Here is an 18,620-nt window from a genome sequence, read left to right as displayed (position 1 = left end):
CCTACCCGGAGAGATGGAAATTGCCGGAGGTGCCGTAGATGGCCAGCGACATCAGCAGCGTCACCATGACGACCGCGATCAGCGAGGCCCGCACCGCATTACCTACCGCCACGCCGACGCCGACCGGGCCACCCGCGGCGTTGTAGCCGTAATAGGTGTGGATCAGCATGACCGCCATGGCCATGAAGATCGCCTGGGCGAAGGACCAGAGGATGTCGCTGGGGATCAGGAAGGTCGAGAAGTAGTGGTCGTACACACCGGCCGACTGGCCGTAGATCACCACGGTCGCGAAACGCGAGGCGATGAACGAGGCGATGACCGCCAGTGAGTACAACGGGATGATCGCGATGATGCCCGCCAGCATCCGGGTGCCCACCAGGAAGGGGACCGGCCGGATGGCCATCACCTCCAGGGCGTCGATCTCCTCGGAGACGCGCATGGCGCCCAATTGCGCGGTGGTGCCGGCGCCCAGTGTCGCCGCCAGGCCGATGCCCGAAATCACCGGTGCCGCAATGCGTACGTTGATGAACGCGGCGAAGAAGCCGGTCAGGGCCTCGACACCGATATTGCCGAGCGAGCTGTAGCCCTGCACGGCGATGGTGCCACCGGCGGCCAGCGTCAGGAAGCCGACGATCACGACGGTGCCGCCGATGACTGCCAAAGCGCCTGTGCCCATCGAGATCTCGGCGATCAGCCGGATGGTCTCGGTGCGGTAGTGCACCAGCGCCTTGGGCACCGAGCCGATCGACTGCGCGTAGAACACCGCGTGCTTGCCGACCGAGTCGAGAGCCTCGGTGAAGCGCCGAAAGCGCTTGGTCACCTTGGGAAAACGAGATTGGATCACGAACGCCATCTGATCACCGCGCCGTGAACTTGATGCCAACGGCGGTTACCACGACGTTGATGACGAACAGCGCCATGAAGGCGAAAACGACGGTCTGGTTCACGGCGTCGCCGACACTCTTGGGGCCGCCCTTCACGTTCAGGCCCAGGTAACAGGCGACGAGTCCGGCGACGAGACCGAACAGCGTGGCCTTCACCTGGGAGATGACGAGCTCCGGCAGGTGGGTCAGCAGCGTGATGCCATTGATGAACGCACCGGGATTCACGCCCTGGAGCAGAACAGAGAACAGGAAGCCGCCCAGGATGCCGATGGTCGACACCAGGCCGTTGAGCAGGAAGGCCACGAACATCGAGGCCAGCACGCGCGGCACCACCAGGCGCTGGATCGGATCGATGCCGAGCACCTTCATGGCGTCGATCTCTTCGCGAATGGTGCGCGCACCCAAGTCCGCGCATATGGCCGTCGCGCCCGCGCCGGCCACGATGAGCACCGTGACCATGGGGCCGATCTGGGTGACGGAGCCGAAGGCCGCACCCGCGCCGGAGAGGTCTGCCGCACCGATCTCACGCAGCAGGATGTTGAGGGTGAAGCTCACCAAAACGGTGAACGGAATGGCGACCAATAGGGTCGGAAAGATGGAGACCCGGGCTACGAACCAGGACTGATCGATGAATTCCCGTCGCTGGAACGGGGGCCGTACCGCGGCGCGAGCGACCGCACCGGCGAGTTCGAAGAACCCTCCGACCGCCCGCAGCGGTACGGCAAGGACTTCATTCATTCCCGCTATTCCTCCTGCCCCTGCCTAGCTATAGCAGTCGAGATCTGAATGTGATCTCGGTCCCGCTCGAAGATTAGAACACGTTCTCATAAGGTTCGGGAAGGTTTCGACGGTATTGAACAGGTATTCTTTCTGAACTAGTGTCCAGTTTCGAGAACATGTTCACCCCAGCCTAACCGCCGCGGGTATGCCGCACTGTGAGGCGACACACATAGTTGAACCCTTTTCATACCAACGATCGATCTCGTGATCAACCGCAGATCCCGGGGGCCGGACCGTGTCTGCAGAAACTCACAGCCCCCGGGCAGGGAAACCGAGGTCGGCCTCAGCCCAGATCCTTCAGTGAGGAGGCGGAAAACGTAGCGTCCGAACCGCGTTCGGAGAAATAGCCGCCCAGCGCCGCCGCCAGGCCCTCACGGGTCCATTCACCCTCGGCGTCGAAGCGCCGCTCCACCACCGGAGCGGCCATCAGCGCCACCATCGGGCCGTAGACGACGAACAGCTGACCGGTGATCGACTCGGCCGCCGGCGAAGCCAGATAGGCCACCAGGCGCGCCACGTGATCGGGCGAGAGCGGGTCCGGACCCTCCTCGGGGGCCGCGGAGAAGACCTTCTCGGTCATGGCGGTCCGGGCGCGCGGCGCGATGGCATTGGCACGCACGCCGACGGACTCCAGCGCACGCGCGGCCGACAGGGTCAGCGCGGTGATACCGGCCTTTGCGGCGCCGTAGTTCGCCTGCCCGGCCGGGCCGAGCAGACCGGCCTCGGAGGACGTGTTGATGATGCGCCCGTAGACCGCGGCGCCCGTCTCCTTGTACTTACCGCGCCAATACGCGGCCGCGTTGCGGGTCAGCAGGAAGTGCCCGCGCAGGTGGACCGCGACGACCGCGTCGAAATCCTCGTCGGACATGTTGAACAGCATCTTGTCCCGGGTGATCCCGGCATTGTTCACGACGATGTCCAGCCCGCCGAAGGTCTCCTCGGCGGTGCGAATGAGCGCGTCGGCGGTGGCGCGCTCGGCAATGCTGCCGCCGACGAACTCCGCCTTCACGCCCAGCGCCCGGATGTCGGCGAGGGTCGCGCTCACCGCGTCGTTTTCGACGAGGTCGTTGACGATGACCGACGCGCCGGCCCGGGCCAGCTCGAGGGCTTCGGCCCGGCCGAGCCCGGCGCCCGCGCCGGTGACGATGGCAACCCGGCCGGAAAGACTTACATCAGAATCGCTCACCGGGCCGACTCTAGAACGTGTTACACCCGCCGGGCAAGGCTGGCCTCAGACCAGTTTCAGCGCCGCTTTGGGGCATTGCGCCACGGCCGACTCGATATCGCGGCGGTTGGCCTCGGTGACCTCGGCCTCGTTGACGTGCAGGTTGTCGTCGTCATCGAGATCGAAGACGTCAGGGGCGATTCCAACGCAGATTCCGTTCGCTTCGCACTGATCGAAATCGACGATGACCTTCATAGTTCTCTCCTTAACCACAGGTTCTGCCCGAGCCTAACAAGCACGCTTGGCATGCGATAGGCATCAATCTCGAGAATGGCCGCATACTGGAACAAGTTCCAGTTCATGTGCCATGATCGCCCCATACCAAAGGCTCGCGGCCCGTCTCGTTCTGAACTGCGGCTCCACAGCCTGCGCCTTCGGAGCGAGACGGGAGCGAACGGCTCCACCTCCCTGCGCCTTGGAGGAGCGGAGGGGGGAAGAACGGGACCTCCAGGGCCGCGAACCGCCGCGCCGCAAGCGTGGCAGAAAGGATACGGACTGATATGCGTATCGCCTACACGCCGCAACAGGAACAGCTGCGTGCCGAGCTGCGTGACTATTTCACCCGCCTCATCACTCCCGAACGGCGGCAAGCGCTCTCGGCGCAGACCGGTGAATACGGCGAGGGCAACGTCTACCGTGAGGTGGTCGCGGAAATGGGCCGCGACGGCTGGCTGGCGCTCGGCTGGCCCAAAGAATACGGCGGCCAGGACCGCTCCACCATGGATCAGCTGATCTTCACCGACGAGGCCGCCATCGCCGGCGCCCCGGTGCCGTTCCTGACCATCAACTCGGTGGCGCCGACGATCATGCATTACGGCACGGAGGAGCAGAAGAGGTTCTTCCTGCCCAAGATCGCCGCCGGTGAACTGCACTTCTCCATCGGCTATTCCGAGCCGGGCGCGGGCACCGACCTGGCCTCGCTGCGCACCTCCGCGGTCCGCGACGGCGACGAATGGATCATCAACGGCCAGAAGATGTGGACCTCGCTGATCGCCTACGCGGACTACATCTGGCTGGCGGCGCGCACCGACCCGAGCGCCAAGAAGCACAAGGGCATCTCGATGTTCATCGTGCCGACCGATGCCGAGGGCTTCTCCTGGACACCGGTGCACACCATGGCCGGGCCCGATACCTCCGCCACCTACTACCAGGACGTGCGGGTCAAGCACTCCGACATGGTGGGCCCGGAGAACGGCGGCTGGTCGCTGGTCACCAACCAGCTCAACCACGAACGCGTCGCGCTGACCTCCTCCGCGCCGCTGGCACTGGCCGTCGCGCAGACCACCGAGTGGGCGCGCAATACCAAGACCGCCAACGGCGCCCGCGTCATCGACCAGGAATGGGTCCAGATCGCGCTGGCCAAGGTGCACGCCAAGGTCGAGTACCTGAAGCTGCTGAACTGGGAGATCGCCTCCCGCGCCGACGCCGGCGGGGATGCCGCGCCGCGGCCGTGGGACGCCTCCACCTGCAAGGTGTACGGCACCGAGCTGGCCACCGAGTCCTACCGCACCCTCATGGAGATCCTCGGCCCGCAAGCCTACCTGCGCCAGGACTCGGCGGGCTCACAGCTGCGCGGCCGACTCGAGCGCATGCACCGCGCCTGCCTGATTCTCACCTTCGGCGGCGGCACCAACGAGGTGCAGCGCGACATCATCGCCATGACCGCCCTCAAGCAGCCCGCGGCCGCGCGCTAGCTGTGTCCGATAGCGATGTGAGCGGGCCCCTCCGTGGTTACGCGAGCAACACGGAGAAGCGGAGCGACGGCTCCGGGTCTGACACCCACATCGCGCGAAACCAAGGTAATCATCATGGATTTCACCCTTACCGAGGCGCAGCAGGATCTGGCCCGCCTCACCGCCGAGGTCACCGGCAAGCTCGTTACCGCCGACCGGCTGCGTGAGCTCGACAAGAACACCGACGCGGCCGGAAACCCGACCGTGCGCTTCGACGAATCACTGTGGAACTCGCTCGCCGAGACCGGCGTGCTGGCCGCGGCCCTGCCGGAGACGGTGGGCGGCAGCGACTTCGGCGTGCTGGAGCAGACGGCCATCCTGCGCGAGATCGGCAAGTCCGTCGCGCCCGTGCCGTACCTGTGGTCGATCGTGCTCGGCGCGGGCGCGCTGGCGCGGTTCGGCTCGCAGGCCCAGCGCGAGCTGGCCGCACGGGCCGCGACCGGCGAGATCATCCTCACCACCGCGCTGAGCGAGGAGCGCAATTGGGAGCTCGCCGGCCCGGTGACCACTGCTATCGCGGGTGACGGCTGGCAGCTGACCGGTCTCAAGACCACGGTGCCCTTCGCCCGCCAGGCGGCGCGAATCCTGGTGTCCGCCAGTGTCGACGGGCTGCCCGCCGTCTTCCTGGTCGACCCGTCGCACGCCTCGGTGCGTGTCGAGGACCAGATCGTCACCGACCGCTCCCCCGAGGCCGAGGTCGAATTCGCCGGTACCCCCGCCGAATTGGTGGGCACCGTAGACCAAGGCGGCGAGATCCTGAACTGGCTGCTCGAGCGCGCCTGGCTCGGCCTGGCCGCCACCCAGCTCGGCGTGGTCGAGAAGGGTCTGGAGCTGGTCGCCGACTACGCCCGCGAGCGCGAGCAGTTCAACCGGAAGATCGGCAGCTTCCAGGCCGTGGCCCAGCGCTTGGCCGACAGCTACATCGACGTGCAGGGTGTCCGGCTCGCGGTGCAGCAGGCGGCATGGCGGCTGGCCGAGGGCCTGCCCGCCGCGGCCGAGGTCCACACCGCGAAGTACTGGGCCGCGGAGGCGGGCCATCGGGTCGCCCACACCGTGGTGCACGTACACGGCGGCGTCGGCATCGACCGGGACCACATCGTGAACCAGTACTTCACCGCGGCCAAGCACAACGAGTTCGCGCTGGGCGGCGCGACCGACCACCTGCGGGCCCTCGGGGCGCTGCTGAGCGACGCGGCGCAGTAACGACTCTCAGGAGACTCGGCCGACCCTGCACTGCGGCCGACGGCGAGGCGGTGGTTTCCATACCGGCCACCACCTCGCCGTTTTCCTTGTCCTGGAACTGTTTACGGCACCAGCGGACCGGCGAGCACCCGCTCCCCCGCCGCCCAGTTGCCCTGCCAGGTGAACGCCGCGTCCTTGGCGGGCTTGCGCTGCCACAGCGCGAGCAGCAGATCCGAAGCGGTACCGGCGATTTCGGCCACCGGGGTGCCCGGGCCGTAGGTCCAGCTCTGCCCGGTGTCGGTGGCCCGCACTCGTACCGCGACCTCCGGCTCGGTGGCCAGGCCCCGCTTGATCATGCGGGGCGCGAACAGTTCGAAGACCTCGCTGATGCCATCGGCCGCCAGGTCCGGCTCGAACGCCTCGGCGGCGCCGAGCGCTTCCTGTGCGTCCCACAGGTGCATGAGCGTCTCCTGCGCCCGACGCCGCTGCCAGAAGCCGACGGTGCGCGGCAGCTGCGAGGTGAAGGTCCACGCCGGGGTCTCGGGATCCACCGACAGCGCCTCGACGATCGCCTCGGCCGTGCCGTCGTACCAGGCCCGCAATGCGGCCGGATCCTTCGGCGCGGGCTCTCCCTGGAGATCGCCGCGGCCCTCCGCGACAGCCGTGACCACCCACAGATTCCCCTGCCCGACGTGATCGACCAGGTCGTAGAGGGTCCAGTCACCGCAGCTCGGGACGGGCGTATTCACATCGGCCCCGGGCGTGAGCAGCTCACCGAACTCTTTCAGCTTCTCACTCAAAATGGCCAGGAAATTCATGAGGCCCACGGTAACCGGAGCTGACCTCCGGCGCGCTTCACGATTCCAGTTCGCGCACCGAGAGGATCCGGTCACCGGCCGGGTCGGGGTGATCGAGGGCGGGTTCGAGTTCGTACAGCAGGGATTCGCCGCGGGCGTCATGGCGGATGGCGCGACCCAGCTCGGCGGCGGCCCGATAGCAGGCCGGGGTGCGCAGGGTATGGCGGACGGCGCGGGCGATGCGCTGCGGAGTCGCGGTCTGCGGCAACGTCGTTCCGGCATGGTGGGCGCGCACGCGGGCGGCGTTGTCGGCATTGTCGCGGCCGTGCGGGAGCACCACGACCGGAAGATCGGCGGCGAAGGCCCGCATCAGGGTGCCGTGGCCGCCGTGGGTGACGACCAGGCTGGAGTGGCGCATGATCTCGCTGTGCGGGGCGGCGCGCATCACCGCCACATTCCGGGGAGCGCGGATCTCACCGGGATCCACGGCCGGGCCGGTGGTGATGACGCCGCGCACCGGGAGCAAACTCAGGGCCTCGGAAATCCTTTGCAGACACTCGGTTTGGCGCAGGCGCAGGGAAGCGGAGCGGAAGGTGGTGGACAGCGCGACCAGGACCAGCGGATCGCCGCCGTCGTGCTGCGTCCAGGTCGTGCCCTCGACCCAATCCGGCTCGTCCAGGATCGGGCCGACCCAGCGCACCCCGTCGGGGCCCTGCCCCGGGAAATCGAAAGCGGCGCTGGACAACACCAGCTGCCGGCGCGCCAGCCGCGCCTGATCCTGATAGTGGGCCAGCCGCTCCAGCCCGAAGTCCGCGCGCAGGGCATTGAGCTTGGGTAGCAGTTCCTCGTCCCAGCGCCGCTGCACCAGTGAACCCACCACCCGGTCGCGCAACCGGCCCACCGGCCCGCGTGCCTTGCCGAACCCGGAACCTGGTGGCGGCCCGCCTTCCACGGGCAACGGGTAGATGCCGGGCATGAGCACCGAGAACGGCACCTCGCACGCCTGCGCCGCGACCATGGCCCCGAAGGCGAAGTAGGAGGCCAGCACCAGATCGGGCCGTTCGGCATCGATCTCGTCGGCGGTGTCGCGGGCGTATCCCGCCCCCGCGCGCGGCCGCAGCCGCGCCCCCGTCGCCGCCACCGGACCGGCCAGGGATTCCTCGGCGAGCACCGTCACCCGATGTCCACGCCGCACCAGCCGTCGCACCACACCCAGTTCGGGCGGCACGGTTCCACCGTCACCGGTGAGAGCGAGCAGGTAGCTGTGTTTCATCGGGCACCTCCATCAGCCACTCTTGCACGACCGATGAGTTTCCCGCACCCGCTTCGTCCCCACGAATACATCGAATGAGAGGGACGAACCACCATGCCGAGCAAGATGATCTTCATCAATCTGCCGGTCGCCGACCTGGACCGCTCCAAGCGCTTCTACGAGGCCATCGGCTGGAAGGTGAACCAGGACTTCACCGATGGCAACGCCGCCTGCATCATGATCGACGACAATATCTGCGTCATGCTGCTGACCCGCGATTTCTTCACCACCTTCAGCACCCGACCCCTCGGTGACATCCGCGGCACCGTCTGCGGTCTCTACGCGCTGGCCCTCACCGGCCCCGAGGAGGTCGACGACCTCACCGAGGCGGCGATTCGCGCCGGCGGTATCGAGGAGGTCCATGCCGAGCGGCGCACCCAGGAGGCCGAGGTGGGCATGTACGGACGCACGTTCCTCGACCCCGACGGCCATCAGTGGGAGCCGTTCCATATGGCGTACCCGGGCCGCTGACCCCGTATTCGTTCACCAGCCCTGCGAGTGGCCGGATGGCAGCATCCTGCCATCCGATGAACTGTCGCTCCACTGCCGCGAAAGCGAGGGTGGGCTCATGGCTTTCAATGTTGCAGACCTGTTCGAGCACGCGGCGGACGCGGTCCCGGCGCGAACGGCCCTGATCTGCGAGGACCGGCGGCTCACCTATCGCGAACTGGACGAGCGGGCCAACCGGCTCGCCCATCACCTGGCCGCCCGCGGTATCGGCGCGGGCGATCACGTCGGCGTCTACTCGCGCAATTGCGTGGAAGCGCTCGAAACGATGCTCGCGACCTATAAATTGCGGGTGGTCTCGGTGTGCGTGAACTATCGCTACGTCGCCGACGAGGTGCGCTACATCGTCGAGAACGCGGATCTGAAAGCGCTTGTGCACGAAGCGCGCTACTCCGGCATCGTGGCGGGGGTCCGGTCGTCGGCGCCCGGCCTGACCGAGGTGCTCGCGGTCGGTCCGGGCTACGACGCGGCCCTCGCCGCGCAGTCGCCGGACCGCGATTTCGGCCCGCGTAGCGGGGACGATCTCTACATCCTCTACACCGGCGGCACCACCGGCATGCCCAAGGGCGTCATGTGGCGGCACGAGGACGTATGGCGTGCGCTCGGTGGCGGCATCAACCATGTGACGGGTGAATACGTCTCGGATGAATGGGAATTGGCGAACAATGCCGGTTCCGCGCCGAGCGGGATCGTCATGGCTCCGCTCTCGCCGCTCATCCACGGCGCGGCGCAGTGGGCGGCGTTCCTCACCCTGCATTCCGGCGGCACCGTGGTGTTGGTGCCGCAGTTCGACGCGCACGAGGTCTGGCGGGTGGTGGAGCAACACCGCGTCAATGTGCTCACCGTGGTCGGCGACGCCATGGCCAAGCCGCTGCTCGCGGCGTATCACGAGGGACAGTACGAGGTTTCGTCGCTGTGGGCGTTCAGCAGCCACGCCGCGCTGTTCTCGCACTCGCTCAAACAGCAATACATCGACGCCTTCCCTCAATTGTTCATTACCGACGTGATCGGCTCGTCGGAGAGCGGCAGCACCGGGTTGTCGGTGGTCACCAAGGATTCCGACCACACCCAGGGTCCGCGGGTGAAGTTCGGGGCGCAGGCCGCGCTGCTGGACGACGAGGGAAACCTGGTGCGGCCCCGGCCCGGAGCCGTGGGCCGGATGGCCCGCACCGGGCATGTGCCGATCGGCTATTACAAGGATCCGGAGAAATCGAAGACCATCTTCTTCGAGATCGACGGCAAACGCTATGTGGCACCGGGTGATTGCGCCCGCTATGAAGCCGACGGGTCGGTCACGCTGCTCGGCCGCGGGTCGGAGTGCGTCAATACCGGTGGCGAGAAGGTGTTTCCGGAGGAGGTCGAGACGGCGCTCAAGTCTCACCCGGACGTCTTCGACGCACTGGTGATCGGCATCCCGAACGAACGGTTCGGGCAGGCTGTGGCAGCGGTGGTGCAGCCGCGGCCGGGTGCCGCCCTCGCGCTCGACGAGCTCGACGCACACCTGCGCACCAAGATCGCGGGGTACAAGGCGCCGCGCGGGTATTGGCTGGTCGAGGAGGTCATGCGGCAGCCCAGCGGCAAGGCCAACTATCCCGCCGCCAAGCGGTACGCGGCCGCGCACGCCGACGCGATGCGCGTGCCCGGCTGACCGCGGAAGCGTTCGCTCAGCTCAATAGCCCGAGCTCGCGCACCCGCACGCCCAGCTGGAATCGGGTACTGACATCGAACCGGGCCATGAGGGCGGCGACGTAGCGCCGATAGGTGCGCAGCGACACCCCCAGCGCCCGCGCCGCCGTCTCATCCTTCGCCCCGGCGTTCAGCTGCTCGACCACCGCGAGGGCCACGGCGTCGAGCCCGCCGTCCCACAGCTCCAGGTGATCACGCAGCGCCCGCGCCGAATGCCAGGTGCGGACCGCGAATTGGTGCACCACGCCGAGCAGCGCCGGTTCCGCCACCAGATAGCCGCGCGGTTCGGCTCCCGGCACCGCCGACCACAGCGCCGCCCGCTCGCGGTCGATGATCAGCACGTTGCAGAAATCGGTGTCGGTGACCCGGATCCGCGAACCGAGCGAGAATTGCCGCAATACGGACTGGCGACCGCGGCTGCCCACATACGCGGACGAGAGCAGTAACCGCACCTGCTTCCCGGCCTCGTGCAGCCGCCGGAAAACCATGTCCTCGGAACGGTATTCGGACTCGGGCCGGACCGGCCTGGCAATGGCCATGACCGCCTCGTGCCGGACGCCCTCGAGCATGCCCCGCAGGCTCCCCGCCCACCGCTCGTCCGCGAGCAACTCCACCGTCACCGCTGCCCCTATCGTGGATTCCCCGAAGTCCCGGCCTAGTTCGGGCGCAACTCCCTGGGGAGACCGAAGAGTGGGAACAGCTTCTCCGTGTCGAGGAAGAAGGTGAGCCCGGAGATACGATCACGGTCGAGTTCCAGGGTGGTGATGGACCACGGCGTCCAGAGGCCGGGCTCATCACCGGGCTTGTAGTGGCCGAATGCGGGCAGGCCGTTGGCGCCTTGCAGCGGAACCATGCGCGAATCCCGGCAGGTGTGGCCCGTGCCGAGCATGAAGGCGGCCACATCGTCCGGGCCGGAGATCCATAGCGAGAAGGGCGGCATGGACAGCGCCACATCGGCTTTCAGCAGCTCGGTGAGGGCGTTCATGTCATAGGCCTCGAAGGCCTTGACGAAGTCGTCGACGAGTTTGCGCTGCTGCTCGTTGTTCTCATCGAAGACGTCCGAGACCGTGGACTTCTCCTGGACCTTCGACAGGGTGGCGCGGGCCCGCTGCAGGGCGCTGTTCACCGATGCCGGAGAGACGTTGAGCATGTCGGCGGTCTCACCGGCCGAGAAGCGCAGGACCTCGCGCATGATCAGAATGGCGCGCTGGCTGGCGGGCAGATGCTGCACCGCGGCCACGAAGGCAAGGCGCAGCGTGTCTTTCGCGCTGGCGGCCTCGGCGGGATCCGCACCGAAGGCGAGCGCGTTCGGAATCGGTTCCACCCACACGTAATCCGGCTCCGGTGCGGACAAGTGCGAATCGGGAGCCGAGGGACCGTTGAGGTCCATGGGTCTGGCGCGCCGCTGGGGACCGTCCAGCATGTCCAGACAGACATTGGTCGCGATCTTGTACAACCAGGAACGCAGGCTGGACCGTCCCTCGAACGAGTTGTAGGACTTCCACGCGCGCGTGAAGGTCTCCTGCACCGCGTCCTCGGCTTCGAACGAGGATCCGAGCATTCGATACGCGTACGCGCACAACTCGCGTCGGTGCCCCTCGAAAGACCGCAGCACGTCGTCCGAAACGGTGCCGCCCACCTTCTCGCTCATGTCGGAAAGCCTCGCACAGCCCACCGACAAGACACACCCGCGAATTCGCTGGGCCGGCCCGTCCACAGGACCAACCGTGCCCGCCCGAACCCAACGGCCGTGCCCACCAGCGAAAAAGGGCGGTCGCGACAACCCCTCACCCCGGGGCCGTGCCCGCCTGTGAAATCAGGCGGCACGGGAGGTTCGCAGAGCTGGGGTTCCCCTACTTGGCGTTGGAGGCATGGGCGTGGTCGTCGGCCTCGCGGGCCTCGGTCTGCGCCTTGGCCCACTTGTAATCGGGCTTACCGGCCGGGGACCGCTTGATCTCGTCCACGAACCACAGACTGCGCGGCATCTTGTAGGAGGAGATCTCCTTGATCAGCGTCGGGCGCAGTTCCTCGAGGGTCGGGCGGGACTCGCCGCGGCACTGCACGACCGCGACCACCCGCTGCCCCCAGCGCTCGTCGGGCACGCCGACCACCAGCGCGTCGAAGATCTCCGGGTGCGCCTTGAGCGCGCCCTCGACCTCCTCGGGGAAGATCTTCTCGCCGCCGGAGTTGATGGACACCGAGCCGCGGCCCAGCATGGTGACGGTGCCGTCCTCCTCCACGCGGGCGTAGTCGCCGGGGATGGAGTAGCGAACGCCGTTGAACACCTTGAAGGTTTCGGCGGTCTTCACCGGGTCGTTGTAGTAGCCGAGCGGGATGTTGCCGGTTCGAGCCAGCATGCCGATCTGACCGGAGCCGGGCACGACCTCGTTGCCCTCCTCGTCGAGCACCTTGGTGGAACCGTCGATCTTCACGCGCGGCCCGCCGGTGTGGGTGGCGCCCTTGGCCGCCACGGCCAGACCGCCGAAGCCGGTCTCCGAGGAGCCGATCGAGTCGGTGATGAGCGCGTTCGGGAAGTGTTCGATGAACTGGTCCTTCAGCGCGGGCGAGAACAGCGCCGCACTGCTGGCCAGCACCCACAGGCTCGAATGCTGGTACGGCTCACCAGTTTCCGGGTGGCCTTGCGCGAGCGCGTCGAGCATTGGACGAGCCATGGCGTCGCCGGTGATGAAGATCATGTTGATGCCGTGCCGCTGGATGGCCTGCCACACGCCGTGCGCGCTGAACTCGGGCAGCATGACGGCCTTGCCGCCGTCGAACAGGCTGTGCAGCGTCGCGGTGAACGCGCCGCCGTGGATCAGCGGCGGGATCGGGTAGCGCACCAGAGGAGCGTTGCCGCTCGCACCGCCCTTGGACTGTTCCCACTCGTCCTGGATGAATTCACCGGTGTAGAAGTTGATGCCACCGCCGAGGACTCGCCACCAGTCCTCGTGGCGCCACATGACGCCCTTGGGCATGCCGGTGGTGCCGCCGGTGTAGATCATGATGATGTCGTCGGCCGAGCGCTCACCGAAATCGCGCCCGCCGCGCGAACCAGCCAGCGCCGCTTCGTATTCGACCGCGCCGGGAGGCAGCGGCAGGTCGGTGCCGTCCTCGACGGTGATGACCGTCTTGATCGTCGGCACGTTCGGCAGCACATTGGCCACCTTGTCGCTGTAGCGGCGCTCGTGAACGAGCGCGACCATATCCGAGTTCTCGAAGATGTACTGCAACTCGTTCTCAACGTAGCGGTAGTTCACGTTGATCATGACTGCCCGCGCCTTGAAGATGGCCACCATGGCCTCGACGGCCTCGACGGTGTTGCGCGAGTAGACGCCGACCTTGTCACCTGGCTGAACACCCTGATCCTGCAGGTAGTGCGCCAGCCGGTTGGCCCGGTCCTCCAGCTCGGAATAGGTCACCGAGCGAGCGTCGTCAACCAGCGCGACTCGGTCCGGCATGAGGTCGATGGTGTGCTCGACAAGGTCCGCAATGTTGTAGCTCACTGGATCAAAATAGAACGTGTTCTTGTGTGTGACAAGCCACAAATCAGCTTTGGTCGAGCGACCGGATGTGCCCCGCGTCACACATTACGGCGACTTACGCGAAATTGGAACAGATGAGAAAGGGTGCGCCCCGCTCAGTGGGGCGCACCCTTTTCAGCAGGCCGCGACACCCTCCGCCGCGGTCCGAAATTCTGAAACGAGTTCTATGACTCGATAAGGGGCCGCAACCGCTCGAACTGCGCGGCGTCGCGGACACCGACGAGCATCATGGTGACCCCCGACTGCTCCCACACCTTCAGCTGCTCACGCACCTGCGCCTCGGTGCCGATGATGGTGGTGTCGAGGATCAGCTCGTCGGGCACCACCGCCGCCGCCTCGTCCTTACGACCGCTCCGGAACAGCCGGGTGATCTCGTCGACCTGCTCGCCATAGCCCATGCGCCGGTACACCTCGGCGTGGAAGTTGAGCTCCTCCGCGCCCATGCCGCCGATATAGAGCGCCATGAACGGGCGCAGTCGATCCAGTTCGGCCTTGCGATCGTCGGTCAGGATCACCTGTGCGGTGGCGGCGATCTCGAAGTCCTCGCGCAAACGCCGCGCACCCGGGCGCGAGAAGCCCTCGTCGAGCCATTCGTTGTACATGTCGGCCAGCCGCGGCGTGTAGTAGATGGCCAGCCAGCCGTCCGCGATCTCCGCGGTCAGCGCGACGTTCTTGGGGCCTTCGGCGCCGAGCCAGATCGGCAGGTCCGCGCGCAGCGGGTGGGTGATCGGCTTGAGCGGCTTGCCCAATCCCGTCGCGCCGGGCCCGGAGTAGGGCAGCGGGTAGTGCGGGCCCGAACTGGTCACCTTGGCCTCGCGGGCCAACACCTGGCGCACGATCGAGACGTATTCACGGGTGCGCGCCAGCGGCTTGGCGAACGGTTGCCCATACCAGCCCTCGACCACCTGCGGACCGGAGACGCCGAGCCCGAGAATGTGCCGCCCGCCGCTGAGGTGGTCCAGGGTCAACGCGGCCATGGCGGTGGCCGTGGGGGTGCGCGCCGACATCTGCACGACGGAGGTGCCCAGTCGCATCCGGCTGGTGTCCGAGCCGTACCACGCCAGCGGCGTGAAGGCGTCGGATCCCCAGGACTCCGCGGTGAAGACGGCGTCGAAGCCGACTTCCTCGGCGGCCAGTACGAGTTCGCGCGTATTGCCGGGCGGCTGTGCGCCCCAATATCCCAGTTGCAAGCCAAAGCGCATTTCCGCGTTCCTTCCTAGAACATCCGGGGCCGGTCGGCAGGGGCTGGGCCCCGACTCTTGCCACCGCCACTAGAACCTGTTCTACTCGATCTCGTGACTCTGGGGAACAGCGAAATACTGTCCGCACCGCTGCGGATGAAATTCGACTACACCCGCTCCACCGGTCCGATCATCGGTCGCTTCCTCACGGAACTGCGATCCGGCAAGGTCGTCGGGGTGCGGGGTTCGGATGGGCGCGTGATCGTGCCGCCCGCGGAATACGATCCGAAGACCAGCGAACCGCTCTCGGAGTTCGTGCAGGTCTCCGACGTCGGCACGGTCCAGACCTGGTCCTGGGTGGCCGAACCGCTGCCGGGCCAACCCTTCGACCGGCCCTTTGCCTACGCGCTCATCAAGCTGGACGGCGCGGACACCGCCATCCTGCACGCCGTGGACGTGGCCTCCCCGGCCGACATCTCGACCGGCATGCGGGTGCGGGCACGCTGGGCCGCCGAGCGCACCGGCGACATCCACGACATCGCCGCCTTCGAGCCCGGTGAAACCTCCGCCGCCCCGGCCGATTCCATCGTGGACGCCGAACCGATCACCGGCATCGTGACGCCGATCGACTTCTCCATCAAGCACACCGCCGCCCCGCAGGAAGCGGTCTTCCTGAAGGCGCTCATGGAGGGCCGCCTGCTGGGCGCGCGTGCTCGCATGGACGGCAAGGTGTACTTCCCGCCGCGCGGCGCGGACCCGCGCGACGGCTCCCCGACCGACGACTACGTCGAGGTGTCCGACAAGGGCATCGTGACCACCTTCTGCATCGTGAACGTGCCGTTCATGGGTCAACGACTCAAGCCCCCGTATGTGGCCGCGTACGTGCTGCTCGATGGCGCGGACATCCCGTTCCTGCACCTGGTGCTCGGCATCGAGGCGAGCGAGGTCCGGATGGGCATGCGGGTCGAGGCGGTATGGAAGCCACGCGAGGAGTGGGGCCTGTCCATGGCCAATATCGACCACTTCCGGCCGACCGGCGAACCGGATGCCGACTACGACAGCTTCGCGCACCACCTGTAGAGAGGCGCTGAAATGACAAACACTGCATCGCGAGGCGATTTCACCAGCGATATCGCGGTGGTGGGCTTCGCGCACGCGCCGCACGTGCCGGAGACCTTCGGCACCACCAATGGCGTCGAAATGCTCGCGCCGTGCTTCCAGGAGCTGTACGCCGAGCTCGGCATCGGCGTCTCCGATATCGACTTCTGGTGCTCCGGTTCCTCGGATTACCTTGCCGGACGCGCCTTCTCGTTCATCTCGGCCATCGATTCCATCGGCGCGGTGCCGCCGATCAACGAGTCGCACGTGGAGATGGACGGCGCGTGGGCGCTGTACGAGGCGTGGGTGAAACTCCGCTCCGGACAGGCGAAGACGGCGCTGGTCTACGGGTTCGGCAAGTCCTCCGCCGGTACCCTGCGCCAGATTCTGGCCCTGCAGACAGACCCATACCTGGTCGCCCCGCTGTGGCCGGATTCGGTGTCCATCGCCGGCCTCCAGGCCCGCGCGGGCCTGGAGGCGGGCCTCTGGACCGAGGCCGAGATGGCCGCCGTGGCCGCGCGCAGCACCGGCGCCGACGCCGAAAAGCTCTTGGCCGCACCGAAGGTCGCCGATCCGTTCCGTGCCCATGACATCGCGCCGATCACCGACGGCGCGGCCGCCATCGTGCTGGCCGTGGGCGATCGCGCCCGTGAGCTGTGCGAGCGTCCGGCCTGGCTGACCGGCATGGCGCACTACATCGACACCCCGGTCCTGGGCGCGCGCGACCTGGCGGTCTCGGCCTCGGCCAAGAAGGCGGCCGATGCCGTCACCGGCGGCGACGCGAGCGGCTTCGATGTCGCCGAGCTGCACACGCAGTACAGCCACGAGGAGCTGATCCTGAAGCAGGCCATCGGCCTGAACGCGACTACCCGGATCAATCCGTCCGGCGGCCCGCTGTCCGGCAACCCGATGTTCGCGGCCGGTCTCGAGCGCATCGGCTTCGCCGCCACCGAAATCATCAATGGCACCGCGAATCGCGCACTGGCCCATGCCAGTTCCGGTCCGGCGCTGCAGCAGAACCTGGTCGCCACCCTGGAGGCAAAGTGAGTTACCCCGCCGCGGTGCTCGGCACCGGACAGACTCATCACGTGACCAAACGGTCGGACGTATCCATGGCGGGCATGGTCCGCGAGGCCATCGACCGCGCGCTGGTGGACTCCGGTCTGACCATGGCCGATATCGACGCCGTCGTGGTCGGCAAGGCCCCCGACTTTTTCGAGGGCTCCATGATGCCGGAGCTGTTCCTCGCGGATGCCCTGGGTGCCACCGGAAAACCGCTGCTCCGGGTGCATACGGCCGGTTCGGTCGGCGGCTCCACCGCCATCGTGGCCGCCAATCACGTGCAGGCGGGCGTGCACCGCCGGGTACTGGCCATCGCATGGGAGAAGCAGTCGGAGTCCAACGCCATGTGGGCGCTGTCGAATCCGGTGCCGTTCACCATGCCGGTCGGCGCGGGCGCGGGCGGCTACTTCGCCCCGCACGTGCGCGCCTATATTCGCCGCTCCAACGCGCCGCTGCACGTCGGCGCGATGGTGGCGGTGAAGGATCGCCGCAATGGCGCGCGCAATCCGCTCGCGCACCTGCACCAGCCCGACATCACCCTGGAATCGGTGATGGCGTCCCAAATGCTGTGGGACCCCATTCGTTTCGACGAGACCTGCCCGTCCTCGGACGGCGCGTGCGCCATCGTGATCGGCGATGAGGCGTCGGCCAAGGCGGTCGAGGCGCAGGGCAGGAAGGTGGCGTGGGTGCACGGCACCGCCATGCGCACCGAGCCGCTCGCCTACGCGGGCCGCGACCAGGTGAATCCGCAGGCCGGCCGGCAGGCCGCGAAGGCGCTGTGGCAGCAGGCCGGGATCACCAATCCGCTGGAAGAGATCGACGCGGCCGAAATCTATGTCCCCTTCTCGTGGTTCGAGCCCATGTGGCTGGAGAACCTGGGCTTCATGCCCGAGGGCGAAGGCTGGAAGCTCACCGACGCGGGCGAGACCGCCATCGGCGGCAAGCTGCCCGTCAACCCGTCGGGCGGCGTGCTCTCCTCCAACCCGATCGGCGCGTCCGGCATGATCCGCTTCGCCGAGGCCGCCAAGCAGGTCATGGATCGCGCGGGCGACTACCAGGTCGAGAACGCGCGCAAGGCGTTCGGACACGCGTACGGCGGTGGCTCGCAGTACTTCTCGATGTGGGTCGTCGGGAGTGAACAGCCGTGACCACCACCGAACACCCGGCCCGGGTGGCGGGCGCCGCCTCCCAGGCCGCGGTCCGCGCCAAGGACAAGGATGCCTGGGTGGCGCTGTTCGCCGCCGACGGCATCGTGGAGGACCCCATCGGTCCGTCCTTCTTCGATCCGGAGGGTGTGGGGCACCGCGGGGCGGAAGCCATCGCGGCGTTCTGGGACAAGGCCATCGCCCCGACCGAGTCCATCGAATTCCTCTTCGACGACTCCTTCGCCTGCGGTCGGGAGGTGGCCTTCACCGGCCGCATTCGCACCACCATGGGCGGCGGCCATATCGTCGACGCCGAAGGTGTTTTCACCTACAAGGTCGATGAGGACGGCAAAATCCTCGCCCTGCGCGCCTTTTGGGAAACCGATCGTGCGATGGCGACACTGAAATCTCGCTGAACGGCGGCCGGCGCATCGGCCAAAGATAAAGCGGGCGACTGGATTATCCAGCCGCCCGCTTCCTTTTGTC

General features: G+C 67.3%; 18 protein-coding genes. 8 read left to right on the top strand and 10 right to left on the bottom strand.

The window, feature by feature from the left end; genetic code table 11:
- Position 1: 1 nt before the first annotated feature.
- The 4 genes from GLP40_RS00275 to GLP40_RS00260 all read right to left on the bottom strand — a co-directional run bounded on the left by GLP40_RS00275 (position 2) and on the right by GLP40_RS00260 (position 3,084).
- Positions 2–853: an MlaE family ABC transporter permease gene (locus tag GLP40_RS00275; RefSeq protein WP_154785805.1), complete on the bottom strand. Its 852-nt coding sequence runs from the start codon at positions 851–853 to the stop codon at positions 2–4.
- 4 nt (positions 854–857) lie between these two features.
- Positions 858–1,622: an MlaE family ABC transporter permease gene (locus GLP40_RS00270; RefSeq protein WP_154785804.1), complete on the bottom strand. Its 765-nt coding sequence runs from the start codon at positions 1,620–1,622 to the stop codon at positions 858–860.
- A 325-nt stretch (positions 1,623–1,947) separates the two neighbouring features.
- Positions 1,948–2,850, bottom strand: coding sequence for a 3-oxoacyl-ACP reductase (locus GLP40_RS00265; protein ID WP_328289499.1), 903 nt, complete (start codon positions 2,848–2,850; stop codon positions 1,948–1,950).
- A gap of 45 nt (positions 2,851–2,895) precedes the next feature.
- Positions 2,896–3,084, bottom strand: a complete 189-nt coding sequence (locus GLP40_RS00260) for a ferredoxin (RefSeq protein WP_040854753.1) — start codon at positions 3,082–3,084, stop codon at positions 2,896–2,898.
- Between the two features lie 305 nt (positions 3,085–3,389).
- Between GLP40_RS00260 and GLP40_RS00255 the strand changes: the two genes are divergently transcribed.
- Both GLP40_RS00255 and GLP40_RS00250 read left to right on the top strand, forming a co-directional pair.
- A complete protein-coding gene (locus GLP40_RS00255) occupies positions 3,390–4,583 on the top strand; it encodes an acyl-CoA dehydrogenase family protein (RefSeq protein ID WP_154785803.1) in 1,194 nt (397 codons plus the stop codon).
- A 114-nt stretch (positions 4,584–4,697) separates the two neighbouring features.
- A complete protein-coding gene (locus GLP40_RS00250; protein WP_154785802.1) occupies positions 4,698–5,825 on the top strand; it encodes an acyl-CoA dehydrogenase family protein in 1,128 nt (375 codons plus the stop codon).
- Between the two features lie 101 nt (positions 5,826–5,926).
- On the opposite strand, the gene GLP40_RS00245 is transcribed toward GLP40_RS00250, so the two are convergent.
- Both GLP40_RS00245 and GLP40_RS00240 read right to left on the bottom strand, forming a co-directional pair.
- Positions 5,927–6,622: a maleylpyruvate isomerase family mycothiol-dependent enzyme gene (locus GLP40_RS00245; RefSeq protein ID WP_154785801.1), complete on the bottom strand. Its 696-nt coding sequence runs from the start codon at positions 6,620–6,622 to the stop codon at positions 5,927–5,929.
- A gap of 37 nt (positions 6,623–6,659) precedes the next feature.
- Positions 6,660–7,874, bottom strand: a complete 1,215-nt coding sequence (locus GLP40_RS00240) for a glycosyltransferase (RefSeq protein ID WP_154785800.1) — start codon at positions 7,872–7,874, stop codon at positions 6,660–6,662.
- Positions 7,875–7,967: 93 nt separating this feature from the next.
- Between GLP40_RS00240 and GLP40_RS00235 the strand changes: the two genes are divergently transcribed.
- Together GLP40_RS00235 and GLP40_RS00230 are read left to right on the top strand one after the other, a co-directional pair.
- Complete coding sequence (locus tag GLP40_RS00235) at positions 7,968–8,384, top strand: VOC family protein (protein WP_154785799.1); 417 nt, start codon at positions 7,968–7,970, stop codon at positions 8,382–8,384.
- A gap of 97 nt (positions 8,385–8,481) precedes the next feature.
- The gene (locus tag GLP40_RS00230) at positions 8,482–10,068 is read left to right on the top strand and encodes an acyl-CoA synthetase (RefSeq protein ID WP_154785798.1); all 1,587 of its coding nucleotides are present in this window, start codon (positions 8,482–8,484) and stop codon (positions 10,066–10,068) included.
- Positions 10,069–10,084: 16 nt separating this feature from the next.
- Here the strand turns inward: GLP40_RS00230 and GLP40_RS00225 are convergent, their stop codons facing one another.
- From GLP40_RS00225 to GLP40_RS00210, 4 genes are all read right to left on the bottom strand, one after another.
- Complete coding sequence (locus tag GLP40_RS00225) at positions 10,085–10,726, bottom strand: response regulator transcription factor (RefSeq protein WP_154785797.1); 642 nt, start codon at positions 10,724–10,726, stop codon at positions 10,085–10,087.
- A 35-nt stretch (positions 10,727–10,761) separates the two neighbouring features.
- Complete coding sequence (locus GLP40_RS00220) at positions 10,762–11,757, bottom strand: sigma-70 family RNA polymerase sigma factor (RefSeq protein WP_154785796.1); 996 nt, start codon at positions 11,755–11,757, stop codon at positions 10,762–10,764.
- A 202-nt stretch (positions 11,758–11,959) separates the two neighbouring features.
- A complete protein-coding gene (locus tag GLP40_RS00215) occupies positions 11,960–13,609 on the bottom strand; it encodes an acyl-CoA synthetase (RefSeq protein WP_328289498.1) in 1,650 nt (549 codons plus the stop codon).
- Positions 13,610–13,812: 203 nt separating this feature from the next.
- Positions 13,813–14,850 carry an LLM class F420-dependent oxidoreductase gene (locus tag GLP40_RS00210; protein ID WP_154785794.1) on the bottom strand — a complete coding sequence of 346 codons (1,038 nt, stop codon included), beginning with the start codon at positions 14,848–14,850 and terminating at the stop codon, positions 13,813–13,815.
- Positions 14,851–14,943: 93 nt separating this feature from the next.
- Here GLP40_RS00210 and GLP40_RS00205 point away from each other — a divergent pair, with 93 nt between their 5' ends.
- The 4 genes from GLP40_RS00205 to GLP40_RS00190 are packed head-to-tail and all read left to right on the top strand — an operon-like array spanning position 14,944 to position 18,550.
- On the top strand, positions 14,944–15,909 hold the full coding sequence (locus GLP40_RS00205; protein WP_328289497.1) for a Zn-ribbon domain-containing OB-fold protein: 966 nt from the start codon (positions 14,944–14,946) through the stop codon (positions 15,907–15,909).
- A gap of 12 nt (positions 15,910–15,921) precedes the next feature.
- Complete coding sequence (locus tag GLP40_RS00200) at positions 15,922–16,974, top strand: thiolase domain-containing protein (protein WP_154785793.1); 1,053 nt, start codon at positions 15,922–15,924, stop codon at positions 16,972–16,974.
- On the top strand, positions 16,971–18,137 hold the full coding sequence (locus GLP40_RS00195) for a thiolase domain-containing protein (protein WP_328289496.1): 1,167 nt from the start codon (positions 16,971–16,973) through the stop codon (positions 18,135–18,137). The genes GLP40_RS00200 and GLP40_RS00195 overlap by 4 nt, the downstream gene beginning before the upstream one ends.
- Positions 18,134–18,550, top strand: coding sequence for a nuclear transport factor 2 family protein (locus GLP40_RS00190; RefSeq protein ID WP_328289495.1), 417 nt, complete (start codon positions 18,134–18,136; stop codon positions 18,548–18,550). Before GLP40_RS00195 ends, GLP40_RS00190 begins: the two co-directional genes overlap by 4 nt.
- Positions 18,551–18,620 lie beyond the last annotated feature (70 nt).

It is taken from the genome of Nocardia aurantiaca (genome assembly GCF_009708175.1).
GTDB classification, from domain to species: domain Bacteria; phylum Actinomycetota; class Actinomycetes; order Mycobacteriales; family Mycobacteriaceae; genus Nocardia; species Nocardia aurantiaca.
Note: the sequence above shows the minus strand (reverse complement) of the source record. Positions and strands in the feature narration are given on the sequence as shown.